General features: G+C 69.2%; 26 protein-coding genes, 1 tRNA gene and 1 pseudogene. 8 read left to right on the top strand and 20 right to left on the bottom strand.

Annotated features, from left to right (window positions below; genetic code table 11):
• Positions 1–91: 91 nt before the first annotated feature.
• A complete protein-coding gene (locus tag AU196_RS03830) occupies positions 92–538 on the top strand; it encodes an STAS domain-containing protein (protein ID WP_059093764.1) in 447 nt (148 codons plus the stop codon).
• A 10-nt stretch (positions 539–548) separates the two neighbouring features.
• Here AU196_RS03830 and AU196_RS03825 read toward each other — a convergent pair whose 3' ends face one another.
• The 5 genes from AU196_RS03825 to AU196_RS03805 all read right to left on the bottom strand — a co-directional run bounded on the left by AU196_RS03825 (position 549) and on the right by AU196_RS03805 (position 4,203).
• A complete protein-coding gene (locus AU196_RS03825) occupies positions 549–776 on the bottom strand; it encodes a hypothetical protein (RefSeq protein ID WP_231737330.1) in 228 nt (75 codons plus the stop codon).
• An 89-nt stretch (positions 777–865) separates the two neighbouring features.
• Positions 866–1,666 (bottom strand): glutaminyl-peptide cyclotransferase, encoded by an 801-nt coding sequence (locus AU196_RS03820; protein ID WP_059093762.1) that lies wholly within the window; start codon positions 1,664–1,666, stop codon positions 866–868.
• Positions 1,667–1,691: 25 nt separating this feature from the next.
• Entirely contained in the window at positions 1,692–2,303 is a 612-nt protein-coding gene (locus tag AU196_RS03815) for a hypothetical protein (RefSeq protein ID WP_059093761.1), read from the bottom strand.
• A gap of 29 nt (positions 2,304–2,332) precedes the next feature.
• Positions 2,333–2,884 (bottom strand): class I SAM-dependent methyltransferase, encoded by a 552-nt coding sequence (locus AU196_RS03810; protein ID WP_059093863.1) that lies wholly within the window; start codon positions 2,882–2,884, stop codon positions 2,333–2,335.
• Positions 2,881–4,203 (bottom strand): acyltransferase family protein, encoded by a 1,323-nt coding sequence (locus AU196_RS03805; protein WP_059093862.1) that lies wholly within the window; start codon positions 4,201–4,203, stop codon positions 2,881–2,883. Before AU196_RS03805 ends, AU196_RS03810 begins: the two co-directional genes overlap by 4 nt.
• Before the next feature lie 131 nt (positions 4,204–4,334).
• Here AU196_RS03805 and AU196_RS03800 point away from each other — a divergent pair, with 131 nt between their 5' ends.
• Genes AU196_RS03800 through AU196_RS03790 form a run of 3 tightly spaced genes read left to right on the top strand, consistent with a single transcriptional unit; the run spans position 4,335 to position 6,971 of the window.
• The gene (locus AU196_RS03800) at positions 4,335–5,003 is read left to right on the top strand and encodes a VldE C-terminal domain-containing protein (protein ID WP_059093861.1); all 669 of its coding nucleotides are present in this window, start codon (positions 4,335–4,337) and stop codon (positions 5,001–5,003) included.
• A gap of 43 nt (positions 5,004–5,046) precedes the next feature.
• Positions 5,047–5,799, top strand: coding sequence for a response regulator (locus AU196_RS03795; RefSeq protein WP_059093760.1), 753 nt, complete (start codon positions 5,047–5,049; stop codon positions 5,797–5,799).
• Entirely contained in the window at positions 5,796–6,971 is a 1,176-nt protein-coding gene (locus AU196_RS03790) for a sensor histidine kinase (protein WP_059093759.1), read from the top strand. The genes AU196_RS03795 and AU196_RS03790 overlap by 4 nt, the downstream gene beginning before the upstream one ends.
• A gap of 3 nt (positions 6,972–6,974) precedes the next feature.
• Here AU196_RS03790 and AU196_RS03785 read toward each other — a convergent pair whose 3' ends face one another.
• The 3 genes from AU196_RS03785 to AU196_RS03775 all read right to left on the bottom strand — a co-directional run bounded on the left by AU196_RS03785 (position 6,975) and on the right by AU196_RS03775 (position 10,018).
• A complete protein-coding gene (locus AU196_RS03785) occupies positions 6,975–7,616 on the bottom strand; it encodes a DUF305 domain-containing protein (protein WP_059093758.1) in 642 nt (213 codons plus the stop codon).
• 355 nt (positions 7,617–7,971) lie between these two features.
• Entirely contained in the window at positions 7,972–9,186 is a 1,215-nt protein-coding gene (locus AU196_RS03780) for a serine/threonine-protein kinase (protein WP_082695620.1), read from the bottom strand.
• Positions 9,187–9,559: 373 nt separating this feature from the next.
• Positions 9,560–10,018 carry a transglycosylase family protein gene (locus tag AU196_RS03775; protein WP_059093859.1) on the bottom strand — a complete coding sequence of 153 codons (459 nt, stop codon included), beginning with the start codon at positions 10,016–10,018 and terminating at the stop codon, positions 9,560–9,562.
• Between the two features lie 66 nt (positions 10,019–10,084).
• Between AU196_RS03775 and AU196_RS25465 the strand changes: the two genes are divergently transcribed.
• Complete coding sequence (locus AU196_RS25465) at positions 10,085–10,384, top strand: hypothetical protein (RefSeq protein WP_157546020.1); 300 nt, start codon at positions 10,085–10,087, stop codon at positions 10,382–10,384.
• A 35-nt stretch (positions 10,385–10,419) separates the two neighbouring features.
• Here the strand turns inward: AU196_RS25465 and AU196_RS25460 are convergent.
• Positions 10,420–10,568: pseudogene (locus tag AU196_RS25460) on the bottom strand (IS3 family transposase); the annotation flags it as partial.
• A 137-nt stretch (positions 10,569–10,705) separates the two neighbouring features.
• Between AU196_RS25460 and AU196_RS25455 the strand changes: the two are divergent.
• A complete protein-coding gene (locus AU196_RS25455) occupies positions 10,706–11,056 on the top strand; it encodes a hypothetical protein (RefSeq protein ID WP_157546018.1) in 351 nt (116 codons plus the stop codon).
• 175 nt (positions 11,057–11,231) lie between these two features.
• Here AU196_RS25455 and AU196_RS03770 read toward each other — a convergent pair.
• Positions 11,232–11,305: transfer RNA gene (locus tag AU196_RS03770), tRNA-Pro, on the bottom strand.
• Positions 11,306–11,532: 227 nt separating this feature from the next.
• On the opposite strand from AU196_RS03770, the gene AU196_RS03765 reads away from it, so the two are divergent.
• The gene (locus AU196_RS03765) at positions 11,533–11,886 is read left to right on the top strand and encodes a hypothetical protein (protein ID WP_059093757.1); all 354 of its coding nucleotides are present in this window, start codon (positions 11,533–11,535) and stop codon (positions 11,884–11,886) included.
• A 315-nt stretch (positions 11,887–12,201) separates the two neighbouring features.
• Positions 12,202–13,692, top strand: a complete 1,491-nt coding sequence (locus AU196_RS03760; RefSeq protein WP_059093756.1) for a cryptochrome/photolyase family protein — start codon at positions 12,202–12,204, stop codon at positions 13,690–13,692.
• On the opposite strand, the gene AU196_RS03755 is transcribed toward AU196_RS03760, so the two are convergent.
• The 10 genes from AU196_RS03755 to AU196_RS03710 form a co-directional block, all read right to left on the bottom strand.
• Positions 13,689–14,456 (bottom strand): sulfite exporter TauE/SafE family protein, encoded by a 768-nt coding sequence (locus tag AU196_RS03755; protein WP_082695615.1) that lies wholly within the window; start codon positions 14,454–14,456, stop codon positions 13,689–13,691. The genes AU196_RS03760 and AU196_RS03755 overlap by 4 nt on opposite strands.
• Positions 14,457–14,506: 50 nt before the next feature.
• Positions 14,507–15,445, bottom strand: a complete 939-nt coding sequence (locus AU196_RS03750) for a sulfite exporter TauE/SafE family protein (protein WP_059093754.1) — start codon at positions 15,443–15,445, stop codon at positions 14,507–14,509.
• 212 nt (positions 15,446–15,657) lie between these two features.
• Entirely contained in the window at positions 15,658–17,070 is a 1,413-nt protein-coding gene (der, locus tag AU196_RS03745; RefSeq protein ID WP_059093753.1) for a ribosome biogenesis GTPase Der, read from the bottom strand.
• Positions 17,067–17,753 carry a (d)CMP kinase gene (gene cmk, locus AU196_RS03740; protein ID WP_059093752.1) on the bottom strand — a complete coding sequence of 229 codons (687 nt, stop codon included), beginning with the start codon at positions 17,751–17,753 and terminating at the stop codon, positions 17,067–17,069. Before cmk ends, der begins: the two co-directional genes overlap by 4 nt.
• On the bottom strand, positions 17,750–18,493 hold the full coding sequence (locus AU196_RS03735) for a pseudouridine synthase (protein WP_059093751.1): 744 nt from the start codon (positions 18,491–18,493) through the stop codon (positions 17,750–17,752). Before AU196_RS03735 ends, cmk begins: the two co-directional genes overlap by 4 nt.
• On the bottom strand, positions 18,490–19,185 hold the full coding sequence (scpB, locus tag AU196_RS03730) for an SMC-Scp complex subunit ScpB (protein ID WP_059093750.1): 696 nt from the start codon (positions 19,183–19,185) through the stop codon (positions 18,490–18,492). The genes AU196_RS03735 and scpB overlap by 4 nt, the downstream gene beginning before the upstream one ends.
• Positions 19,182–20,009: a segregation/condensation protein A gene (locus tag AU196_RS03725; RefSeq protein ID WP_059093749.1), complete on the bottom strand. Its 828-nt coding sequence runs from the start codon at positions 20,007–20,009 to the stop codon at positions 19,182–19,184. Before AU196_RS03725 ends, scpB begins: the two co-directional genes overlap by 4 nt.
• Positions 20,006–20,878 carry a ParA family protein gene (locus tag AU196_RS03720; protein WP_059093858.1) on the bottom strand — a complete coding sequence of 291 codons (873 nt, stop codon included), beginning with the start codon at positions 20,876–20,878 and terminating at the stop codon, positions 20,006–20,008. The genes AU196_RS03725 and AU196_RS03720 overlap by 4 nt, the downstream gene beginning before the upstream one ends.
• 54 nt (positions 20,879–20,932) lie before the next feature.
• Positions 20,933–23,236: an MMPL family transporter gene (locus AU196_RS03715; protein ID WP_059093748.1), complete on the bottom strand. Its 2,304-nt coding sequence runs from the start codon at positions 23,234–23,236 to the stop codon at positions 20,933–20,935.
• 6 nt (positions 23,237–23,242) lie between these two features.
• Positions 23,243–24,403 carry a flavin-containing monooxygenase gene (locus AU196_RS03710; RefSeq protein WP_059093857.1) on the bottom strand — a complete coding sequence of 387 codons (1,161 nt, stop codon included), beginning with the start codon at positions 24,401–24,403 and terminating at the stop codon, positions 23,243–23,245.

Genomic DNA, 24,403 nt, shown 5'->3' with positions numbered 1-24,403 from the left:
AGGAGAGCAGCCAGCGGCAAGGTCATCCGCGCAGGGCATGCCGGGTGGCCGCACAACCCGTCGGGGCAACACAATCGAGGGAGTTCCACTCATGATTGACGTCGGAACCATCCGGGTCTTCCGTCCCGACCCCTCGGCAGCCGAAGCGCCACAGCAGCGTGGGCGCGCAGTCTTCTCGATCACGTCACCCTCTCCGGTCCTCTCGGTGATCACCGCGGTCGGAGAGATCGACGCCACCAACGGGCGCGACCTCGGGCGCTACGTCGAGCGGCACACCGCCTCGGCGACACAGCTCATCGTCGATCTCACCCGGGTCACCTTCTTCGGCTCGCAGGGTTTCAGCGCGCTGCACTACATGAGCGTCAGCTGCACCCGGATCGACGTCGACTGGGTGATCGTGCCGGGCGGAGAGGTGCGCCGACTGCTGCGGATCTGCGACCCGCAGGGAGAACTGCCGCTCGCCGACAGTGTCGACTCGGCTCGCGCCCGACTCGACCGGGTCACGCGTCGGCGCCAACCCGTTTCGTGGGCCGGCTGACCCGAGGTCTTCAGGTCGCGAGTTCGACCTCGTAGCACACCGCATACCGGCGGAAGTTCGGCGTCGGCCGGAAGAGATGACCCGCGTCCGGTGACCACGTCACCACCCGCAGCAGACGTTTGTACGACGGCAGTCGCTTGGCCACCAACTCGGCCAGCGCAGCGCGCGGTGAGTACCCGCAGCGATCGTCAACGTCCTTCGGGAGCAGCACATCCCACATGGTTTCCTCAACCCGCATGCGAAAAGTCTCACGTGCGCACGGCCGTTCGCCGGGACCTCACGCCGTCGTGTCGCAGATCGAGACCAATTAGTGACCTTGGTCACATGTCAGTCGGCCGCCGGGTCGAAGCGAACCCGGTACATCGTCGACCAGTTCTTGCCGGTGATCAGATACTCCCCGTTGCCGGCGTACGCAATTCCGTTGAGCACGTTGGCATCTGACTCTGCTCCACGTAGCGCCGAAGCGTCCGCCGAGGCGGTCACCGCGCCGGTGCCCGGGTCGATCCGGATGATCTCGTCGGTGGGCCACACATTCGCCCACACCTGGCCGTCAACGCATTCGAGCTCGTTGAGACCGGTGACCGCCGCACCGTCGGATCGGGTGACGGTGACGCCGCCGGTCTCGGCGAAATCCGCGGGTGCGACGAACCGCAGCCGGTCGGTGCCGTCGCTGCGGACGATCCGGTCACCATCGAAGCAGACACCCCACCCCTCGCCGTCGATGCGTACCTCACGGGTAGGTCTCAAAGTCGTTGTGTCCCATTCGATCGCAACACCATCGCGATAGGTGACCTGCCAGATGCGATCGCCCACCGCGGTCATGCCCTCACCGAAGTACGCACCGGGAAGCGGCGTCGAACGGCGGACCGCGCCGGTGGCGGGGTCGAGTTCCCGCAGCTGTGACTGCCCGACGAGCCCGGTGGTCTCGAACAGTGCGGCGCCGTCGAACTCCAGACCCTGGGTGAATGCCGAGGTGTCGTGGGGTATTTCGCCGAGGACCGATATGCGGAGTTCCGACTGCGCGTCCGGCGCCGCGACGGCATCGTGGGCGTCGGCGCAACCCGCCGCCAGCAGCACAGCGGTGAGGCCCAACCCGGTCAGCACGCGTAACCCGCTCATCACCGACATCGTGCCCCATCCCCTGCGCCGGCGTTCAGCCGCGGTAGAACATCGCCGGCGGCAGGGGCCGCAGACCTCCCCCGCTGTTGCTCGCCGCGAAAGACACCGACGCCTGCGGGATCTCGTTGCCGAGCTGGATGTCGCCCACCCGGTGGAAGCGGCCGATCACGCCGCCGACGAGGAAGTCGAGCCGATCGCCGCGACCGAGTACCCCCGAGCGCGAACCGGCCGCGGCGGCGGCGCCGAAGACGACCGGACGCACGCCGGCGAGGTAGAGCCACAGCGAGGAGTAGAGCTGGTCGTCGGCGCGCGATCGCGGGAAGGTGAAGTGGTGCAGCGGGGCGCCGTCACCGGAGGACGCGAACAGGAAGTCCTGATCGCTTCCCGGTCCGTAGGCGTCGGGGAACTTGACACAGACCGTGCGCACCACGGCGTCGGTACTCCTCGGCGCGACACGGACGAAGGTCGTGTACCGCCGTCCGGGGCGCAACAAATGCGTGAGCCCGGGTGTCCGTGCGTCGTCGTCGAAGGTCACGTCGGCCTCGTACACCGGGCCGGGCTCGGCGAACAGCCGCAGCGGGTCGCCGAGCACCCCGGAGACGGTCGAACGCACAGCGGACGGCAGCGTCGCCAAAGTCTCAGACATACGGGCTGACTACCCACGCGCGGCGAATCTCAATATGGCGCGCTCCGGCGGCCCAGCAACCACGCCGTACCCGATCGTTCGTCGGCCGCGAGGATCTGCAGGTCGGCGAACGCGCCGGTGAGCGCACCGGGTGCGACCCGGTAGCGCCCCGGGGCCGCGCCGACCTCGCTCAGCGCGGCGATGGCGAGTAGCCCACCGGGCCTCAGGCGTGCCACCAGCGCCCGGTCCAGCCGCTCGTCGCGGAACAGGTGGCAGACCACGACGTCGACGGGTGGCCCCGGGGGGAGCCCGCCGTCGAGGTCCCCCACCTCGAACCGGCAGCGGTCGGCCACACGGTGCTGACGCGCGGCGGCCCTGGCGTGTTCGATCGCGACCGCGGAGATGTCACATCCGAGGACGGTCAGGCCGCGCTGGGCGAGCCACACCGCGGTGCGACCCTGCCCGCACGCGACGTCGAGCGCGGACCCCGCAGTCGGGAAGAGATCTGCGTGCGCGGCGAACAGTGTCGGCGGTCCGACCGACGCGGCCGCCGTGGGACCCAGTTCGGCGTATCGGCGGTTCCAGTGGTCGCCGTCGGTCACCGCCACCCGCGGGCTCCCGGTTCCACCCGATCGTGATTCCCGACGGCGGAACCGGCGCACACCCGGGCGGCCACCGCCGCGACGAGGAAACCGCCGAGCGCGGTCCATCCGCCTGCACCGGCCAGCCCCTGCTTGGCCATCAGCACCGCGGCCACCCCTGCGACGCAGACCAGTACGCCCGCGCAGGCCGCCCGGGCGCCGGCGGCGCCCGCCGGATCGTCCCACCACGGGAGCGGGCGGTGCTCCAACGGGGCGAGCAGCCGGAACAGCAGGGCCATGACGCCGGCGAACACGACCGCCCGTAGCGCGAGCAGCCCCCAGAAGTGCGGCGCATCCACGTCGTAGGCGTCCAGGCCGACGGCATGCAGCGAGAACGCGGAGATCGCGATCGCGGGGATGTGCCACAGGTAGAGCGTCATGGCTCCGGCGTTGCCCACCGCCACGACGTGCCAGACCCGCGGCCGCGCCGCCCACCGGCGCAGTGCCGCCGCCACGACCACGAAGGCGCACGACATCCACGTGCAGTGCAGGCCGAGCAGCAGCGTGGGCGGTGAGGTGTTCGACACCTGCTCGACGCCGGTCACCACCAGCGCGACCTCATACACGCCGCTGGCGGCGAGGACACACTGTGCGGCGAAGGCGGCGACCGCGCCGGCGAACGCGGCGGGCACGCTGATCGACCGGCGCGCGTAGGCCACGCCGATCACCACCGGAATCAGCCAGACCACGAGGAAGTTGAGCAAGCCGGCCTCGGGGGTGCCGACGGCGGACCGGACGCCGTCGACAACCCATGCGGCGGCGAGCAGCGCGGTGACCACCAGCGTGACCGAGGCGCCCGTTCGCAGACGGGTCAACACCGGCACGAAGGCCAGCGCGATGATATACACGCCCAGGAACCACAGCAGCGCGACGCTCTCGCGGCCGAGCGCGTCCGCCGACTTCGCGCCCAGGAGCACGCGCACCACGAGCAGGCCGGCCACCCACGCCGCCAGATACCAGAACACCGGCCGGCACAGCCGCTGCGCCCTGGTGAACAGCCACGCACCCCACGCCGTACCGGGGTGCCACCCGTAGGCGCCGGCAGCCCCACCCGCCAGGAAGAACAGCGGCATCACCTGCACGACCCAGGTGACGGGGGCGATCGCGGGCACCTCGCCCAACAGGTTGCCGATCCGCACTCCACCGGAGTCGATGGTGCCCAGCAACAGCGCGCAGTGGCCGAACATCACGACCACCAGGGCCGCGAGGCGGGCGACGTCCACAGCCCGGTCGCGGCGTCGCGCGGTGTCCTCGGAGGGACGCATGTCGAGTTCCGGCATGACCACAGCTTCCCCCGCCGAGCGTGTGCGCGGATGCGTAGGACTACCTGCATTCATGATCGAATATTTCGATTCGCCGAATCGGCGCGGAATCCCCGTGCCGCACCGCTTGGAACTCTAGAGTGCTGCGCATGGGGTGGAGGATCTCAGCGAAGGGCACGGGCCGCTGGATGGCGCTCGTCGCCTCGCTGGTCGTCTCCGCGGGGATGGTCTACGCCCAGGACACCGATGCCCCCGCGGTCGCCGCCGAGGCTCCCCCCGCCGCGGCCGCCCCGACCGACGTGCCCGAGGCCCCGCTGTCCGTCGCGCGCCCCGCCGAGGCCGAACTCCTGGCGGCCAGCGCGCCCGTGGCCGCGCGGGACTTCAAGTTCGAGCTGCCCAGCGGTGTCGCGCCGGAGGGCGGGCTGCAGGTGAAGACGATCTGGGCGGCCCGCGCCATCAGCGTGATGTTCCCCGAGATCAAGACGATCGGCGGATATCGCCAGGATCCGCTGAAGTGGCACCCGAACGGGTTGGCCATCGATGTGATGATCCCCAACCACGGTAGTGACGAGGGCATCGAACTCGGCAATCAGATCGCCGGGCTGGCGTTGGCCAACGCCCGCCGGTGGGGCGTGCTGCACGTCATCTGGCGGCAGGGCTTCTACCCCGGTATCGGCGCGCCGAGCTGGACGGCGGACTACGGCAACGAGACGGCCAATCACTACGACCACGTCCACATCGCCACCAACGGCGGCGGTTTCCCCACCGGGCGCGAGACGTACTACCTCGAATCGATGCGCCCGGCGCCGCCACCCTGACGTCCGCTCGGTGTGTGGTCCACCCGCCGACACAGCGGGCACCATGAGACGCATGGAACAGTCGACCGGATCAACGGCCCGTCGGCCCGGCTACCGCGCTCTGGTGGTCGACGACGAGACTGCGCTGGCCGAGGTGGTGGCCAGTTACCTGGAGCGCGAGCAGTTCGAGGCCTCCGTCGTCGGCAACGGCGCCGACGCCATCGCCGTCGCCCGCGGTCTCGACCCCGACGTGGTCATCCTGGACGTCGGACTGCCCGGAATCGACGGCCTGGAGGTGTGCCGCCAGCTGCGCACGTTCTCCGACGCCTACGTGGTGATGCTCACCGCCCGCAACGCGGAGATCGACACGGTCCTGGGGTTGACCGTGGGTGCGGACGACTACGTCACGAAACCGTTCAGCCCCCGGGAACTCGTCGCCCGCATCCGAGCCATGCTCCGGCGACCGCGCACCCTTCCCGGCGCGGGCGTCGCGTCGCCCGCAGACAGGCCGGCACCGCGGATCCTCGGCCCGCTGAGCATCGACGTGGCGGCACGTGAGGTCAGCGTGGACGGTGAGGCGATCCTGTTGACGCGCACGGAGTTCGACCTTCTCGACGCGTTGTCCGCGCGACCCGGGGTGGTACTCAGTCGCCGCCAGCTCCTCGAGCTCGTGCGCGAGGGACCGTGGGTGGGCAACGAGCACCTCGTCGACGTCCACGTCGGCCATCTGCGGCGCAAGCTCGGCGACGACGCCGCCAACCCCCGGTTCATCGTCACCGTCCGGGGTGTGGGCTACCGGATGGGACCCGCCCGGTGACCGGCCGACCGCGTACGGGACGCGTACGGCGACGCCCGGGCATCGGCGCGCGCCTGTTCGCCGCACAGGCCCTCGTCCTCGCGGTCGGCGCCGCCACCACGTCGATGGCCGCCGCGATCGTCGGGCCACCCCTGTTCCGCGACCACCTCCACCAGGCGGGCGTACCGGCGAACTCGCTGGAGGAGATGCACGCCGAGGAAGCCTATGGATACGCCACCGCCCTCTCCATCAGCGGTGCGCTCGCAGTCTCGGCCCTTGCGGCATTGGCCGTCAGTTGGTATCTGAGCCGCCGACTCCAGCGGTCGGTCACCGAGGTCGCCTCGGCGGCCACCGCGGTCGCAGACGGGAGGTACGACATCCGCGTCTCACCGCCCCACCTCGGTGAGGACTTCGACGCACTTGCGAACGCGTTCAACCAGATGGCGTCGCAACTGCAGTCCATCGAGGCCACTCGTCGCCGCCTGTTCAGCGACCTCGCGCACGAGATCCGCACACCGGTCGCCGTGCTGGAGGCCTACGTCGAGGCGATCGAGGACGGGGTCCGCAGCCTGACACCGCAGACCGCCGCCATGCTGCGCGACCAGACCGAACGCCTCGTCAGGTTCGCCAACGATTTCGCGGCGCTGGCACGAGCCGAGGAGAGTTCGGCATCGTTGGAGTGCACGATGATCGACACCGCGCCGCTGGTACGGCGTTGCGTCGCGGCCGCTCAGCCCGGCTACTCCCGAAAGGGCGTGGAGCTCACGACCGCAGTGGATGTCGACCTGCCTCGACTCTGGGGCGACGAGCTGCGCCTGAGCCAGGTGCTGGGAAATCTGCTCGACAACGCGTTGCGCCACACCCCAACCGGAGGACATGTCGAGGTCGCCGCCCGGCGTGACGGGGGCTCCGTCGTGATCCGCGTGTCCGACAACGGTGGAGGTATCGCCGCCGAGCATCTGCCCCACATCTTCGAGCGGTTCTACCGGGCCGATTCCGCCAGGGCCCGCGAGAACGGCGGCGCGGGAATCGGTTTGGCGATCGCGAAGGCCCTCGTCGAGGCCCACGGCGGCACCATCACGGCCGACAGCGGCGGACCCGGCGGCGGGGCGGTCTTCACGGTCGCGGTTCCCGTTCGCCAACCCGCACCGCATCGCACGACCGCCCCTGCCGTGCCGGCCGCGCGGCCCTGAATCTCACAGCTCCTTCAGCAGTCTCTCCATGGTGGTGATCTCCTCCTGTTGCGCGGACACGATCGCCCGTGCCATCTGCACCGCCGGGGGAAACTTGCCGCCGTCGATCTCCTGCTGGGCCATCGTGATCGCGCCCGTGTGATGCTCGATCATCTGGGTGAGGAACAGCCTTGCGGCCTCGGCGCCCTGCGCGTTCTGCAACGCTGTCATATCGCCCTGCGACATCATCCCGTGGCCGCCCGCTCCCATTCCGGGCATGTCGTGACCCGGTGCCATGGCACCCGATCCGGGCGGACCTGAGACACCCCACTCGTCGAGCCACCCGCGCATCTGTTCGATCTCCGGCGCCTGAGCGTCTTTGATGTCGTTCGCCAGTGCGACCACCTGGGGATCGATCCCCTGCTTGGTCAGCAGCATGTCGCTCATCTCGACGGCCTGTTGGTGATGCGGGATCATCATCTGCGCGAACATCACATCGGCGTCGTTGTGTGCGGACTCCGCAACGGCACTGCTGCCGGTCGGCGCTGCCGCCCGCGACGTCGTGCCAGACGGTTGCGTCTCGGTCCCCGAGCCACCGCACGCGGTGAGGGTGAGCATCGATGTGACCGCTGCCGCTGCCAGGTAGCCGTACCGCCTGTTGTGCATTCCTGCCCTTTCGTCGTCCGTAGCGATGCCGAGTCTTGGCGTGCCGGATGTGGGTTGGCTCGAGGTGACGTCAAGATCTCGTCAAGGTGCGTAGAGGAGACCGATTCGTGACGGTTGCGTGATCTTGACCCGCGGCGGGTAACCACGCCCCATCGACGAAGGGGATGACGTCATGGGTACGGGCTGGTTCGCCGACAAACCGGGTATGGCTGTGTGCAGGGCGTGTGGATATCCCACGTTGGGCGTGAAGTACTGCGCGCTGTGTGCGCATGACGTGGTCGCCGCGGCCGCGCACCCCGGCCATGACGCTCATCTGGATCCGGGGGTCAACCCGGCAGCGTGAGGTTCGCGCGGCTCAGCCGTCTCCGCCGCGCTTTTTCTCCTGCTCTCGCTTCTTCTCTTCCTTGTCCGGCTTGCCACCGGGCTGAACTCGTGGCTGTTCGACAACCGACGACGGCGCCGGCGGTGGAGGAGCACTGCTCGACGTGGGCGGCGGAGGACTGCTGGTGCTGACCGGACCCGTTGACGGTGCGGTGGAGAACGGGTCGGCAGCCACTGCGAGACCGGCGACGGTCAGGCAGACCAGAATCGCGGCCGCGAAGATCGCCTTGCGGGTGCGCCCCGGCAAGCGGCGCCACAGCGATGGGGCGGGGGGTGGCACGACGTACTGGGCCGACGGTGGCAACGGCTGGTCGAGAATCCTGGTGGCAGGCCGCGGCGACGCCGCCATCGCGGGTGCCGCTCCGGCGAGAAGCGCCTGACGGTCGCCATTGACCGCGGCACGCATCTGGGCGGCGTCGCCGAAGCGCCGGGCGGGGTCGCGGGTCATGGCGCGGTCGATCGCGCCGGCCAGCGCAGGGTCGAGGTCGGGCCCGATCTCGCTCAACGGCCGCGGCGGGTCGTCCATGATGGCCCGCGCCAGGGCGACCGGCGTGTCCTGCGGGAACGCCCGGCGGCCCACGATCGCTTCGTATCCCACGACACCGACCGCGTAGAGGTCGTCGGCCACCGACGCCGGCGCGCCGGTGACGCGCTCGGGGCTCATGTAGGCCATCGTGCCGACGATGTGCCCGGTCATGGTGTGAGCGGCACCACCGGCCTTGGCGATGCCGAAGTCCGCGACTTTGAAGCTGTCCGCCGTCGCCGAGAGCAGGATGTTCGCCGGTTTGATGTCGCGGTGCAGCACTCCCGCGGAGTGGGCGACGGTCAGGGCCGCCAGGACGTCGTCGAGCATGGAACGGACGTGGTCGGGCGGCATCGGACCGTGTGCCATGACGTCGAGGAGTGTCCCGCCAGGCAATCTCTCCATGACGATGAACGGGGTGCCGTCCTGCTCGCCGTAGTCGTGCACCGCGACGATGTTCGGGTGCGACAGCATCGCCGCCGACCGCGCTTCGTCACGGAATCGGTCGAGGGTTTCCGGTTGCGCCTTCATCGCGGGGTGCAGGAGTTTGATCGCGACGGCACGATCGAGCCGGGTGTCCCAGGCGTCGCGCACCTCGGCCATCCCGCCGGCTCCGAGCAGCCCGCGCAGCACATAGCGGCCCGCGAACAAGTCGTCCCCAGTCACGTCCACAGCTTGCCCCACTCAGCATCGCCGTGACAGCGGGGTGCCCCACACCGGTTTCTCAGCGATTCCCCGTGGCCCGGCAGGGGTATCAGTCTCCGCCGCCCCCGCCGCAGTCACCACTGCCATACGTTCCGCCGGTGCCATAGGTTTCTGACCCGCTTCCGGTGCCCCCCGCCCAGCGGAGAAGTCGTTCCAGGCGCTTCTGTCTACTCCGCCTGAAGCCGACGATGAACGGGATGGCGAGCATCGCGAGGAGCACGGCCGTGACGGCCCACCCGAGTGCCGCTTCGCTCATGACCGCAGGTTACGCCCGCAACTTCGCCAGCATCGCGAGATCGCCTCTCGCGATACGACTCTCGAGATGTGCGGCGGGTCACCCGGCGAGAACGGAGGCGACGGCTCGTGCCTGGCTCGTCAGCGCGACACACATCCTGTTGAGGTTGACGACACCCAGCAGCATTCCCGACATGACCCGGCATGCGCTGCCCGTGCCGGGAGGTGCCGTCGACCTCGGCGAGAGGGCGTACGCGCCGCAGACCGGCCATGCACCGATCCCCTGGGTGCGCAAGACGCGCTCGGCGATGAGGATCTGGTACTCGCGCGGTGTCCGCTCCGGGGAGCCGACACCGCCGTGTTCCCGCCAGGTGGCCGGCAGGAACTGCAGGCCGCCGTAGAACCCGTTGCCCGTGTTGATCGCCCAGTTGCCGCTCGATTCGCACTGCGCGATCGCATCCCAATTCACCGTGCTGGCTTGGGCGTTCGGCGTCCCCACTGCAACCGACGTCACCGACAGCGCAGCGGCGGTCAGGGCCACACCCACTCCCTTGACTATGCGCACTCGAATTCCCTTCTCCGCCGAACGCCGAGTGAGGCGCCCTGACGTAGTGGTCGATCTTCGATGACGGCCATTGTTACTCGTGATATCACAGTGAACTTTGAGGAGACGGTGATAGTTGTTCACAACTTCGAGGTGGCGTGCGCGGTGTCGGCCGGCGCCCGCACCACGGAAAAGGCGGCCTCCGAGTACTCGGAAACCGCCTCTCAACTGCAAGAACTTGGTCGGGCTGACAGGGTGGTATTTCAGGACATCGGAATACCGCCGCGCAACCCAACGAACGCTGGCAAGCCGACTTCACCCACTGGCGCCTCAAAAACGGCACCCGAAATCGAGATCCTCTGCTGGCTCGACGACTGCTGACGCCCAGCCATTGCGCGATCAGGTGACAGTTTCGGTCACGCGGCCTGTCGACGTCGGCGGTGGTAGGTGCGTTCGATCCAGGTGACGATTGCGATGCGAAGTTGTTCGCGGGTGTCCCAGCGGCGGCGGTCGAGCACATTCTTCTGCAGCAGGGAAAAAAGCTCTTCATGGCGGCGTTGTCGCCCGCACAGCAAAATTCGTTGCGCCTACAACCAGCTGTTCACTCTCTTCAAGCTAGCACTTCTAACAGCACGCCAGGACGCTATAGTCGGTTGACTGGTGGCCGGGGGGCGACTATCCGATGAACGAGGGGGCAAACACATGGGCGGGAATCTACGAGCGCTTCGCGGACTTGCCGTCGGCGTTGTCTTGGCAGGTTGTGCAATCGGGTTGGCCAGCCCGGCTTCTGCCGAACTGGTCGACGGCACCTACCAAGAGACGTTCGAGGGTGGGTCGTCATCAACAACGAAGGTGGTTACCTCCTGTGGTAGTGGCTGCAAACTCGTCAGAGCAGCCAACGGGACCACCTTCGAATTCCACCTGCAAGGAAACACCTGGACCGCCACTGCGCCCTCCGGCGCCTCGGTGGTGACAATCAACAACGACACTCTTGCTGGTGCTCTCGACACCGGCGGAATGGTCAGTAATTTTCAGTGGGTCAAGATAGGTTGACACCGCAGGCCCCCGCCAGGGACTTCTCTGAACCCTCCGAGTCGTCGGCCGGCGGATCACTCTGCTCGGCGGGCGGCTCCTCCTGCTGCCCGGCTTATAGAGCCGGTTCGGGTATTCCGTTTGGAAACAACAAGAAAGGCACCTCCTCGAAGTGAGAAAGTGCCTCTGACCTGCGTCGGGCTGACAGGATTTGAACCTGCGACCACTTGACCCCCAGTCAAGTGCGCTACCAAGCTGCGCCACAGCCCGTTGCCGCGCGAGTGCTCCTGCGGCAGCACGTGAGCCTACCGCACCGACGGTCCGCAATCCCAACCGCCCGCGCCACCTGCCGCGACGACACCGCGAAAACCAGGTGGTCGTACCACATTTGATTGATCAGGACAGCGCATCGGTCGCTCACCGGATGAAACCCGAAAACCAGCACTCGAGCGGCCGATAATCGACCACTGGGGGGGTCGAAGAGGAAGGGAAAAACCATGGCCGAGGCAGCACTATGCACAGTGTTCGGACAGCCCGTACCCGGCCGGGAGAAGCAAGCCCTGAAGGTCTACGCAGACACGGTGGACTACTGGGGGCGTCTCCAGAAAGAAGGACAGATCGAGCGCTTCGACATCACCGTGCTCACACCGACCGGTGATCTGAACGGGTTCATCCTGGCTCGCGGTAGCGCCGCGAATCTCGACACGATCCGCCGCTCCAAGGAATACCGGCAGCTGATCAACCGCGTCCAGCTCGTCGTGTCACACCTGCGGGTCTGCGATGCCTTCGTCGACGAGGGACTCGCCGAGGTCATGACCCAGTACCAGGAAGTCGTCGAACAAGCCGACTGAATGGCGGGCTACTGCGCCGGTTCCTCCAGTTCGGGGTGCAGCCCGTACAGACAGTCCAGACTGCAGAAGCGGTCGCTGCCCGCCAGATGCGGCCAGCGCTTTCCCTCTGGAGGGACACGGCGGCAGTTCGTACACCGGCTCATCGGCCCCAACAACACAACACTCATCGCTTCTCCACAACCGCAGTTTCGACCCGCATACCCTTGCATGCGGGAATCATTCCTGCCGGTTGAGGGTGTTCCGCGCGTATGACGCGTCGCTGACGCCGCGCGAAGTCACGCATGGCGACCGCGCAACGCTCGTAGTCTCGGATCGGTGACCGATACGCGGGACGACACCCCCCTGTGGCTGTTCGCCGATCAGCTCGGCCCGGCCGTCCACGGTGGCGAGCATGCCCACCGCGAGGTGCTGCTCATCGAGGCCGAGCACGCACTCCGCAAGCGCCGCTACCACCGCCAGAAACTGCACATCGTGCTCTCGGCCCTGCGCCACGCCGACCGCGACCTGGGCGACCGCGCCACCCTCATCCGCTCCGAGACCTACACCGATGCGCTCGAACGCTTCGGCCGGCCCGTGCTCGTCCACGAACCGACATCCCTCGCCGCGGAGAGATTCGTCCGCCGCCTCACCCAGCAGGGCCTGGTCGCCGACGTCCTGCCCACCCCGACATTCGCGCTGCCGCGCAAGGATTTCGAGCAGTGGGCGGGCAACCGCACCCGCTTTCGCATGGAGGATTTCTACCGCGACCAACGGCGACGGTTCGACGTGCTGATGAACGGCGCCGACCCGATCGGCAATCGATGGAACTACGACGAGGAGAACCGCGAGTCCCCACCGAAGAAGCAGCGCACCCTCGATGTGCCCGCACCCTACAAACCCCGCGAGGACGACATCGACGAGCAGGTCCGCCGCGACCTCGACCGGATGGATCTCGACACCGTCGGCGCCGACGGCCCTCGCCTGTTCGCCGTCACCCCGGCCGAGGCCAGAAGGGCCCTCACCCGTTTCATCGAGCACCGCCTGCCGACCTTCGGCCGCTACGAGGACGCCATGATGGGCGAAGACTGGGCGATGTCGCACTCACTGCTGTCGGTCCCGCTCAACCTCGGCGTACTCCACCCACTCGACGCCGTGTACGCCGCCGAACAGGCGTACCGCCGACAGCAGGCGCCGCTGGCCGCGGTCGAGGGCTTCATCCGCCAGATCCTCGGCTGGCGCGAATACATGTGGCATCTCTACTGGCATTTCGGCGAACGGTACGTCGACAACAACGAACTCGCGGCCCACACCCCGCTCCCGGACTGGTGGGCCGACCTCGACGCCGACGCCGTCACCGCCGAGTGCCTGCGCCACGCGCTGATGGGCCTGCGCGACCGCGGCTGGACCCACCACATCCAGCGCCTGATGATCCTCGGCAGCCACGCGCTCCAGCGCGGATACCGCCCCCGCGAGCTCACCGAGTGGTACGCCACCGCGTACGTCGACGGTTTCCGCTGGGTCATGCCCACCAACGTCGTCGGCATGAGCCAGCACGCCGACGGCGGCAGGCTCGCCACCAAGCCCTACACGTCCGGCGGCGCCTACATCAACAAGATGAGCGATCACTGCGGTGACTGTGCCTACGACCCGAAGAAGCGTCTGGGCGACGACGCCTGTCCCTTCACCGCCGGCTACTGGGCGTTCGTGCACCGCCACCGCGACCTGCTCGAGCGCAACATGCGCACCCGGCGGGCGGTACAGGGCCTGGACCGGCTCGGCGACCTCGACGACGTCCTCGCGCAGGAGAAGGCGCGGACGACGTTCTAGACCGTCACCAACCGCCACAGACCGATCAGCCCGACGACCACGATGACCCCGCGTAACGCGTTCTGCGACAACCGGCGACCGTAGTGCGCGCCGAGGAATCCGCCGATCAGTGATCCGCCCGCGATCAGCCCGGCCGCCGCCCAGCTGATCCGGTCGAAGGCGACCACGGTGTAGGCGACGGCCGCGACGATGTTGACGATCAGCGACAACAGGTTCTTGGCGGCGTTCATCCGCTGCATGTCCTCGGGCAGCAACGCCCCCATCACCGCGATCAGCAGGATGCCCTGGGCCGCGGTGAAATACCCCCCGTACACGCCGACGGCGAAGGTTCCCGCCACCAGCGCCACCATCCGCGCGGCGCTCACGTGGTCGGCCGACCGGCCGCTCTCCTCGGCGCGCCGCCGCGCCCACGCCTGAATCCGCGGGCCGACGACGACCAGGGCCAGCGCCGCGACCAGCAGCACCGGCACCACCTGGGTGAAGACCTTCTCCGGGAGATGCAGCAGCAGCCAAGCCCCGCCCAGCGCCCCGACCAGTGAGGCCGGCATCTGCCAGCGCAGCCGGTGCCACTGCCCGCGTAGTTCGCGGCGGTAGCCCCAGGTGCCGGACACTCCCCCGGCCACCAACCCGACCGCGTTCGACATCGTCGACGTCACCGGCGGATAGCCCAGTGCGACCAGCGTCGGGAAGGTGATCAGCGTGCCCGACCCGACGATCGCGTTGATGGCCCCGGCCCCCACGCCCGCCAGGGCGATGAGGACCATGTCGACGACGGGCACCCCGGGAACCCTAGTGCCTACCGCTCAGACCGGCCTCAGCGCACCTCGTCGGCGGTCTCCGCGGGTCGCTCGACGGCCGTGACCTGCGCCTCGAGCTCCTGGGGCACGTACGCCGGGGCGCGCATGATCCGCCACGCGAGCACCAGGAACACGGCCCACGCGATGACGATCACCGAGTAGATGAACGTCGACCACGGCCATCCGACGCCGAAGTAGTGCACCAGTTTCTGCGCGTTGGTGAGCACGATGACACCGCCCACCCCGGTCCCCAGCAGCGCCGGGCTGATCCGGCTGACCAGCCAGGCGGCGATGGGCGCGGCGATCACCCCGCCGATGGCCAGCGCCGCCACCACGGCGAGATTGTCGAAGAACTCGTCCCGCAGACCGACGAGGAAGCCCAGCGACGCCGACAACGCGACGAGGAACTCCGACGCGCTGACCGAGCCGATGACCGTGCGCGGCGCGGTCTTTCCGCTGGAGAGCAGGGTGCTGGTGGTGATCGGCCCCCATCCGCCGCCCCCGGAGGCGTCGATGAACCCGCCGAACAGCCCCAGCGGGGTGAGGAACTTGGCTCCGTGTTTCGTGCCGTTGCCGCCGATCACCGGCGGGGTGCGCAGTGAGAAGCGCAGCAGGACATAGGCGCCGATGCACAGCAGGATCCCCGCCATCAGCGGTGCGGCGTCCTCGGTCGACAGCGCCGAGAGCACGTTGGCGCCGACGAAGGCGCCGACCGCCCCGGGTACGCCCAGCTTCGCGACGATCGACCAGTCGATGTTCTTGAACCGCCAGTGCGAGACGCCCGACGCCAGCGTGGTGCCCACCTCCGCCAGGTGCACCGCGGCGCTGGCCTGGGCGGCAGCGACCCCGGACAGCACGAGCAGGGTGGAGGCGGTGACACCGAACGCCATCCCGAGCGCACCGTCGACGAGCTGGGCACCGACCCCGACGAGGGCAATGATCAGTAGCGAACGCATGGGTCCGGCCTTCGACTTCGCGGCGCCTGGGCAAGGCAGCCTGATTCAGCAGTGGGCGCGTGTCAGGGACGCGGACAACACCACTCGTCGAAAGCCATCAGCCGGCGCGACGGCCAGAAGGGCTGAAGGGCGCAGGCGTGCGAGGGTGCGGCACGGAAGGCTCGTTCAGCCACCGTCGTCCCCTCTCGTCGTCTGCTGATCCGTTCACTGTACTAGCGGGCGCGCGAGCCCCGCTTCTCGCGTACCCGGACGTTGATCCGGATCGGGCTGCCCTCGAAGCCGAAGGTCTCGCGCAACCGCCGCTCGAGGAACCGGCGATAGCCCGCCTCGAGGAATCCGCTGGTGAACAGCACGAAGGTCGGCGGCCGTGCGGTGGCCTGGGTGGCGAACAGGATTCTGGGCTGCTTACCGCCCCGCACCGGCGGCGGGGTGGCGGCGACGATCTCCTTGAAGAACGTGTTGAGCCGGCCCGTCGGGATCCGGGTGTCCCATGACGCCAGCGAGGTCTCCAACGCGGGCACCAGTTTCTGCACGGCCCGGCCGGTCATCGCCGAGATGTTGACCCTCGGCGCCCACTGCACCTGTGCCAGTTCCCGGTCGATCTCGCGGTCCAGCAGATAGCGGCGATCCTCGTCCAAGAGATCCCACTTGTTGAAGGCCAACACCAGCGCGCGCCCGGCCTCGATGACCATCGAGAGCACCCGCTGGTCCTGTTCGGTGAGCGGCTGAGAGGCGTCGATCAGCACGAGCACCACTTCGGCCGCGTCGATGGCGCCGTGGGTGCGCACCGAGGCGTAGAACTCGTGGCCGCTGGCCTGGCCGACCTTGCGGCGCAGACCGGCGGTGTCGACGAACCGCCACGTCTTGCCGCCGAGTTCGATCAGCGAGTCGACGGGGTCGACCGTCGTGCCCGCGACGTCGTGCACCACCGAGCGTTCGTCACCGGCGAGCCGGTTGAGCAGTGAGCTCTTCCCCACATTGGGCTTGCCGACCAGCGCGACGCGGCGCGGACCGCCGCCCCCGCCGCCGACCTCCGACACCTCGGGCAGTCTCTCGAGCACCCGGTCGAGCAGGTCGGCGACGCCGCGACCGTGGATGGCGCTCACCGACAGCGGCTCCCCGATGCCCAGCGACCACAGCGCGGCCGCATCGGCCTCGCCACGTTCGGTGTCGACCTTGTTGGCCGCCAGGAAGACCGGCTTGCCCGACTTGCGCAGCATCCGCGCGGCGGCCTCGTCGGCGGCGGTGGCGCCCACGACGGCGTCGACCACGAGGATGATCGCGTCGGCGGTGCGCATCGCGACGGTGGCCTGATCGGCGACGAGCTGTTGCAGACCTTTCGCGTCGGGCTCCCATCCCCCGGTGTCCTGGACGACGAAACGCCGTCCCGACCACATCGCGTCGTAGGAGACGCGGTCACGGGTGACGCCCGGGATGTCCTGCACGACCGCTTCACGCCGGCCGAGGATGCGGTTGACCAGCGTCGACTTACCCACGTTGGGCCGGCCGACGACCGCGACCACCGGTGGCGGCGCGGCCGCCTCCTCGATGGCCTCGGCGACCTCCTCAGCGCCGAGTTCCCAGTCGCGTTCGTCGACCCAGGTGCCGTCCTCCGGTGACGTCATCGCCGCGCCCCCGCCCTCTGGTGCACCAGATCCTGAAGGTGCGCAACCACTTCGGTCTCCGTCATGTCGCTGGTGTCGACGATCAGCGCGTCGTCGGCGGCGCGCAACGGGGAGACCGCGCGGGTCGAGTCGAGGTGGTCACGGCGCCGGACGTCGGCCAGCACGGAGGCGTAGTCGTCGGCCAGTCCGCTGCCGACGTTCTGCGCGTTGCGCCGGCGTGCCCGCTCCTCGGCCGAGGCGGTGAGGAAGATCTTCACGTCGGCGTCCGGCAGGACCACGGTGCCGATGTCGCGGCCCTCCACGACGACGCTGCCCGATCCGTCGGCCAGCCTGCGCTGCAGGCCCACCAGCCGCGCCCGCACCGCGGGCACCGCCGACACCGCCGACACCGCACGGGTGACGGCGTCACCGCGGATCTCCGCCGAAACGTCCTCTCCGGCAAGCACAGCGCGGTCCTCGTCGGGGTCGTGGCCGACCGCGAGCTCGACCTCGTCGATCGCCGCGGCGACCGCGTCACCGTCGGCGGGGTCGATACCCGAGCGCAACACCGCCAGCGTCACGATGCGGTACATCGCCCCGGTGTCGAGATAGCGGGCACCGAGTGCACGCGCCAAACCCCTTGACACCGAGGACTTTCCGGTTCCGGCGGGACCGTCGACGGCGATCACCGTTGCGTCAGTCACATTCCCACCGCCTTGTACAGTTCACCGATCTCCTTGCGGGTCAACACCCGGATGCTTCCCGGGCGCTGGTCACCGAGCGAGACCGCCCCGATGTCGGTGCGCACCAGCTCCTGCACCGGGAAACCGACCGCCGCCAACAAGCGACGAACGATACGCTTGCGCCCCTCGTGCAGCGTCACCCGGACCATCGACCGGCCGGGCAGTGCGTCCACCACCGCGAAGTCGTCGACCCGGGCGGGTCCGTCGTCCAGCTCCACGCCGGCGCGCAGCTTCTTGCCCAGGCCGCGCGGGACGGTGCCCAGCACGGTCGCCACGTAGGTCTTCGGCACCTCGTAGGACGGATGCATTAACCGGTGCGCGAGCTCGCCGTCGTTGGTCAGCAACATCAGGCCCTCGGTGTCGGCGTCCAGGCGGCCGACGTGGAACAACCCCTTGTTGCCGCGCACCCGGTGTTCGACGAGGTCGCCGATGCAGGGCCGGCCGCGGTCGTCGGACATCGTCGAGTGCATCCCGCGCGGCTTGTTGATCGCCAGGTGCACGAGCGTGTCGTCGAGCAGGACCCGGGTGCCGTCGACCCGGATGTCGGCCGAGCCGGGATCGACGCGGGTGCCGAGTTCGGTGACGATGTTGCCGTCGACCTCGACGCGGCCGTCCATGATCATCTTCTCGGCGACGCGGCGCGACGCGATTCCAGCCTGCGACAACACTTTCTGCAGCCGGACACCATCGGGTTCAGTCATCGGTCATCCTTGTCCACGTCGTAGGACATCGGCTGTCCGGTGGGTGCGGGCACTCCGCCCAACTTCATGAATCTCGGTTCGTCGGCCAGTGTTTCGCTCAGGTCGTCGATCACGTCCACGTCGGGCAGCAGCGGGGCGATGTCGGGCAGATCGGCCAGCGAGGACAGCCCCAGCCGCTCGAGGAACAGCTCGGTCGTGGCGAAGGTGACCGCGCCCGAGTCCGGATCCGTGCCGGCCTCGGTGATCAACCCGCGGGCCAACAGGGTGCGCATCACGGCGTCGACGTTCACGCCGCGGACCGCGCTGACGCGCGCGCGGGTCACGGGCTGGCGGTAGGCGACCACGGCCAGTGTCTCCAGCGCCGCGCGGGTCAGCTTGGACCGGGCGCCGTCGAGCAGCAGCCGCTCGACGTAAGGGGCGTACCGCGACCGGGTGTACATCCGCCAGCCACCGCCCGCCTCACGCAGGTCGATGCCGCTGTCCCGGGCGGCCAGCTCGGCGGCCATCTCGGTGAGGGTGGTGACGATCCGGTAGCCGGGCTGCCCGGTCACCTCGGCCAGCTGCTCGACGCTGGCGGGGGTGTCCACGACCAGGAGCAGGGCCTCGAGCACGCTGCGCAGTTCGGAGTCGTCGAGCTCGGGGGCGGTCGCGACGTCGATGCCGAGGTTGCCGTCGGAGATCTCGTCGGTCATTGCTCTCGCTGTTCTCCCGCGTCGACGGTTGCCAGTTGTTCGTTGGTCGGCCGATCTCCGGTCCACGAAACCTGGAGCACACCTAGCGGTTCTGCCTGCTCGAATGCTACCGCCCGCGCCCGGTACAGCTCGAGCAGCGCCAGGAAACGGCCGACGATCTCGATGCCACCCCGGCAGTCGGCGACCAGATCGGTGAACGTCGCCCACTGTCCGACCCCCCGCCGCTCGAGCAACGCCAGCAGCCGCTCGGCCTGTTCGGGCACGGACACCGCCGGTGCATGCAGGTGGTCGGTCCCGACGCTGGGCACCGGCCGCGGGGTGAACGCCGAGGCGGCGATCTCGGCGAAACGCGCCGCATCGACCCCGAGCATGACCTCGGGCAGCAGGTCGCCATACCGGGGCTCCAGCGACACCGCGCGCGGGTAGCTGCGCAGCGCGGCGGCTTCCAGTTCGGCGAACATCACCGCGACGTGTTTGAACGCCCGGTACTGCAGCAGGCGCGCGAACAGCAGGTCCCGCACCTCGAGCAGGGCGAGGTCCTCTTCGTCGTGCACCTCGCCGGCGGGCAGCAGACGCGCGGCCTTGAGGTCGAGCAGCGTGGCGGCGATCACCAGGAACGCCGTCGTCTCGTCGAGTTCGAGCTGTCGTCCGATCGCCTTGGTGTAGGCGATGAAGTCGTCGGTGACCTGGTGCAGCGCGACCTCGGTGACGTCGAGGCGGTGGGCGAAGATCAGCTGCAGCAGCAGGTCGAACGGACCCTCGAAATTGTTCAGCCGAACCTGGAACCCGCTCTTGTCTGGCTGATCGGCGTCCTCGCCGCTCACGCGCCGAACCGGTCGATGACTTCCCGCGCGAGCGCCCGGTACGCCTCGGCGCCGGCCGACTTCGGTGCCCACGTCGTGATCGGCTCACCCGCGACGCTGGTCTCCGGGAAGCGCACGGTGCGAGTGATGACGGTGTCGAACACCAGGTCGCCGAACCGCTCGACCACCCGGGCCATGACTTCCCTGGCGTTGACGGTGCGCGGGTCGTAGCGGGTCACGAGGATGCCGCTGATGTCGAGCTTGGGGTTGAGCCGGTCACGGACCTTGTCGACGGTGTCGGTGAGCAAGGCCAGCCCGCGCAGCGAGAAGTACTCGCACTCGGTGGGGATGATGACGCCGTCGCTGCAGGCCAGCCCGTTGACCGTGAGCAGGCCCAGCGACGGCTGGCAGTCGATGAGCACGTAGTCGTAGCGGTCGAGCACCGGGTACAGCGCCCGGCCCAGCGTCTGTTCGCGGCCCACCTCGTTGACCAGCTGGATCTCCGCCGCGGACAGGTCGATGTTGCTGGGCACCAGATCGAGGCCGTTGACGCGGGTGGTGATCAACACCTCGTCGATCGACACCCGCGGTTCGACGAGCAGGTTGTGGACCGTGTGGTCGAGTTCGTAATGCGGGACACCGAGCCCGGCCGACAGCGCCCCCTGGGGGTCGAGGTCGACCAGCAGCACGCGTCGGCCGTACTCGGCGAGGCTGGCGCCGAGGTTGATCGTCGAGGTCGTCTTGCCGACGCCGCCCTTCTGGTTGCACATCGCGATGACCTTGGCCGGACCGTGTGTGCTGCGGGGTGCGGGTTCGGGTGTCGAGCGGTACGGACGTCCGGTCAGGCCCGTCGCCACGGGCGCGTCGGCACCTGCGGCGTCATCGGTCATGCCGGACCGCCGCAGGCCGGGCACTCCACACGCAGGGCGAACATCCGGTTGAGTTTAACGTCGCGGGACCGCCGATACCGGCAGACCCGCGAAGGACTTGCCGCCTCGGCCGGCGGCGTGCCTGCCGCTCGGCGCGGCCTCGCCGATGCCGAACCGGTGGTGCAGACGGGTCAGCGGCGCCGGGGCCCACCAGTTCGCCGGGCCCATCACATGCATGAACGCCGGTACGAGGACGAGGCGGACCAGCGTCGCATCCATCAGCACCGCGACGGTGAGTCCGAGCCCGAGCATCCGCATGAAGGACACCTCGGCCGCGATCAGCGCCGCAAAGGAGATCGACATGATCACCGCCGCGGCGGTGATCACCCTGCCGGTACGGGCCAGCCCCAGGGCGACCGCCTCGTCGTTGGCCGCCCGGGTGCCGGCCGGGACACCGCGCGGGGCCAGCCAGTACTCCCGGATGCGCGCCATCAGGAACACCTCGTAGTCCATCGACAGCCCGAACGCGATGCAGAAGAGCAGCACGGGGACGGCGACACCGATGGTGCCGGTGCTGGTGGTGCCGAGCGCCGAGAGGTGTCCCTGCTGGAACACCCACACCAGTGCCCCGAAGGCCGCGGTGAGCGACAGCACGTTGAGCACCACCGCCTTCACCGGCAGCACCACGCTGCCGGTGAGCAGGAACAGCAGGATCAGGGACGTGAGCCCGATGATCCCCAGCACCAACGGCATTCGTGACACCACGGCGGCGACGATGTCGCGGTTGCTCTGGGCGGTGCCGGTCAACAGGACCTCGCGGCCGTCCGGACCGGATACGTCGCGCAGCGCGTCCAACTGGGCCTCGGACTCGGCCGAGTCCAGCGGGGCGGAACTGGCGACGGTGAGGAAGGCACTCCCGTCCGCCGTTCCCGTGGGCCCCGACGGCGGGCCGGTCTGACGGCCCGCGGCGAAGGTGCCCGCGGGCGAGGACACCCACGGCACGTCCGGCACCCGGGACAGTTCGGCGGCGAACTCTGCCAGCGCGGCCGGTTCCAGGCCTGCGATGTCGGGTAGGACGACGGTGACGGTGGTGGCCGAGTCGGCGGTGAACTGCGTGCGTAGCTGGTCACCGACCCGGTGGGCGTCCGCGGTCGTCGGCAGCACCCGGTCGTCGGGGAATCCCCACCGCGCGTCGAGGAACGGGGCGCCGAGCAGCAGCAGCACGGCGACCACGGCAACGCTCAGCGCGGCGCCGCGGCGCGTCACCGCCTTGGCGGTGCGGTACCAGAAGGTCCGCTCGACCGGACGGGGTGCGGGCGGCGGCCTGCGCAGGAGCCGCCGCAGGAGGCGCCGCACGTCGAGTGCGTCGAGGCGGTCACCGGACAGCGTGATGACCGCCGGGGTGACGACGAGCGCGGCACACGAGGCGAACACCACCACGGCGACACCGGCGTAGGCGAACGACCTGAGGAAATACATCGGGAACAGCGCCATCGGCAGCATCGACAACCCGACGATCACCGCGGAGAAGACCACGGTCCGCCCGGCCGCCGCCATGGTGCGCACCAGCGCGTCCTCGCCGGACTCCCCGGCGGCAAGCTCGTCGCGGTAGCGGCTCAGGATGAGCAGGGTGTAGTCGATCGCGAGGGCCAGGCCCATCGCCACGGCGAGGTTCAGCGCGAAAACCGACACGTCGGTCAGCAGCGTGAAGCCGCGCAGCACGGCCATCGACCCCACGATCGCGAGCGCCCCGACCGCCATCGGCAACATGGCGGCGAACAAGCCGCCGAACACCCAGACCAGGACCAGGAAGCTCAGCGGAATGGCGAAGGCCTCCATCGTCAGCAGGTCCTTCTCGGTCTGCGCGTTGATCTGGGCGTTCACCGCGGCGGCGCCACCGGCGCGCACCGTCACCCCGCCGGTGTCGCCGGTGAGTGCGGCGGAGAGGTCCTCGGCCGCTGCGGCCGCGTCGCTCTCGTCACCTTCCAGACCCGCAACCACAAGGGCCGTCGTCCCGTCGGTGCTGACGAGTCCACCCGCTGTCTCAGGTGGCGCCCCCCACGGTGCCTCCACGTATCCGACTGCCGGCGAGGCCTCGAGCGCGTCGACGATGTCCGCGCCGACCGAGGCGGCGGCCCCGGTCAACGCGCCGCCGCGCGCGGCGACGGTCAGCAGCAGTTGCATCTCCGGGCGGCCGAACGTATCGGCCAGGATTGCCGACGCCCGTGCCGAATCCGATTCGGGATCGCGGAAGCCCCCGCCGGACAGGCTGCCCGCGACCGGGACACCGAAGACCGCACATCCGATGAGCACCACGACGGCTGCGGCGAGGACGCGCTTCGGCGCGTCGATCGCCACCCGGGTCACGGCCTGCAACACGGCGACTCAGCGGATCAGAATGGGCGCGCGGTCCAGCTCGTCGGCGATGTGCCGGGCGACGTGCTGTGACTGTTTGGCGACATAGGAGATCAGGCCCGGACGCGAGAGGAACCCGACGAATCGCAGTCCAGGGGCCGCCGGGGTGGCGCCGCAGGACCGTGGAAGCCCCCGCTCGTCGAGGACCCCGAGGTGACCGACCATGGCGTCGAGGCCGCGGCTGTAACCGGTCGCGCAGATCACCGCATCCGGCCGCAGGCGTCTGCCGTCCACCAGGTCCACGGTGTGACCGTCGAAGCGCTCGATGGTGGGGACCACCTCGAACTTCCGGGCACGGATCGCGCGCACGACCTCCCGGTCGACGATGACGGGTGCGCGGCCGAGGCGTTTACCCCTGGCGAACACGCCCTCGGACGGTGTCGGCAGGCCGTACTCGGCCAGGCTCCCGACGTCGATGCGCTGCCCCACCCGGGAGACCGCATCGGCCAGCCATGTCGGCGCGTCGAACAACGGCGTCGCGAGGTAGTCGGAGGGCAGACCGCCCGGCAGCGCCCGGATCATGATGTGCGGTGCGGTGCGGACGGCGAGCCAGGCGCACAGCGCGCCGCCGGTCGCGACGTCGTGCACGATCTCCATCGCCGAGGACCCGGCCCCGACGACCAGCACCCGCTTACCCGAGTACGGCCGCGGATTGCGGTACTGCGAGGAATGGCAGATCTCACCGGAGAACGACTGCATTCCCGGCCATTCCGGGATCTTCGGGCTGTGTTCGTAGCCGGTCGCCACCACCACCTGCCGCGCGGTGAGGTCGCCCGACCCTGTTTGCGACGACGTATGCAGGCACCACCCCGCGGGATGAGGGTCGATGCGGTCGACTGTCGTGCCCAGCAGCAACTCGATGCCGTCCTCGTGGGCGTGCCGGTCGAGGTGGGCGACCACCTGGTCCCGGGTGGGGAACGCTCCGGTTCCCCTGGGGTACGGCCGGTTCGGCATGTGCGAGGTGCGTCTGCCGGTGTTGAGTCTGAGCCGGTCGTAGCGCGCCTTCCAGGACGATCCGACGTGATCGGCGCGGTCGACGAGCAGCGGGTGCAGGCCTCTGTCCCGCAGGCTCAGCGCGGCGGCGACACCTGACGGCCCGGCTCCGATCACGACGACCCGGTGTTCGCGCAC

The sequence above is a fragment of the Mycobacterium sp. IS-1742 genome (genome assembly GCF_001500125.1).
Taxonomy (GTDB): domain Bacteria; phylum Actinomycetota; class Actinomycetes; order Mycobacteriales; family Mycobacteriaceae; genus Mycobacterium.
This window is presented reverse-complemented; position numbering and strand designations above follow the sequence as displayed.

What these genes read in the sequence shown, in the direction of transcription:
- AU196_RS03820 (WP_059093762.1), bottom strand. Translation starts at nt 1,666, where the DNA reads ATGTCGGTGATGAGCGGGTTACGCGTGCTGACCGGGTTGGGCCTCACC.
- AU196_RS03830 (WP_059093764.1), top strand. Translation starts at nt 92, where the DNA reads ATGATTGACGTCGGAACCATCCGGGTCTTCCGTCCCGACCCCTCGGCA.
- AU196_RS03750 (WP_059093754.1), bottom strand. Translation starts at nt 15,445, where the DNA reads ATGCGTTCGCTACTGATCATTGCCCTCGTCGGGGTCGGTGCCCAGCTC.
- AU196_RS03795 (WP_059093760.1), top strand. Translation starts at nt 5,047, where the DNA reads ATGAGACGCATGGAACAGTCGACCGGATCAACGGCCCGTCGGCCCGGC.
- AU196_RS03735 (WP_059093751.1), bottom strand. Translation starts at nt 18,493, where the DNA reads ATGACTGAACCCGATGGTGTCCGGCTGCAGAAAGTGTTGTCGCAGGCT.
- AU196_RS03805 (WP_059093862.1), bottom strand. Translation starts at nt 4,203, where the DNA reads ATGCCGGAACTCGACATGCGTCCCTCCGAGGACACCGCGCGACGCCGC.
- AU196_RS03815 (WP_059093761.1), bottom strand. Translation starts at nt 2,303, where the DNA reads ATGTCTGAGACTTTGGCGACGCTGCCGTCCGCTGTGCGTTCGACCGTC.
- AU196_RS25455 (WP_157546018.1), top strand. Translation starts at nt 10,706, where the DNA reads ATGGGCGGGAATCTACGAGCGCTTCGCGGACTTGCCGTCGGCGTTGTC.
- scpB (WP_059093750.1), bottom strand. Translation starts at nt 19,185, where the DNA reads ATGACCGACGAGATCTCCGACGGCAACCTCGGCATCGACGTCGCGACC.
- AU196_RS03785 (WP_059093758.1), bottom strand. Translation starts at nt 7,616, where the DNA reads ATGCACAACAGGCGGTACGGCTACCTGGCAGCGGCAGCGGTCACATCG.
- AU196_RS03755 (WP_082695615.1), bottom strand. Translation starts at nt 14,456, where the DNA reads ATGGTCCTCATCGCCCTGGCGGGCGTGGGGGCCGGGGCCATCAACGCG.
- AU196_RS03800 (WP_059093861.1), top strand. Translation starts at nt 4,335, where the DNA reads ATGGGGTGGAGGATCTCAGCGAAGGGCACGGGCCGCTGGATGGCGCTC.
- AU196_RS03825 (WP_231737330.1), bottom strand. Translation starts at nt 776, where the DNA reads ATGCGGGTTGAGGAAACCATGTGGGATGTGCTGCTCCCGAAGGACGTT.
- AU196_RS03720 (WP_059093858.1), bottom strand. Translation starts at nt 20,878, where the DNA reads ATGACCGATGACGCCGCAGGTGCCGACGCGCCCGTGGCGACGGGCCTG.
- der (WP_059093753.1), bottom strand. Translation starts at nt 17,070, where the DNA reads ATGACGTCACCGGAGGACGGCACCTGGGTCGACGAACGCGACTGGGAA.
- AU196_RS03765 (WP_059093757.1), top strand. Translation starts at nt 11,533, where the DNA reads ATGGCCGAGGCAGCACTATGCACAGTGTTCGGACAGCCCGTACCCGGC.
- AU196_RS25465 (WP_157546020.1), top strand. Translation starts at nt 10,085, where the DNA reads ATGACGGCCATTGTTACTCGTGATATCACAGTGAACTTTGAGGAGACG.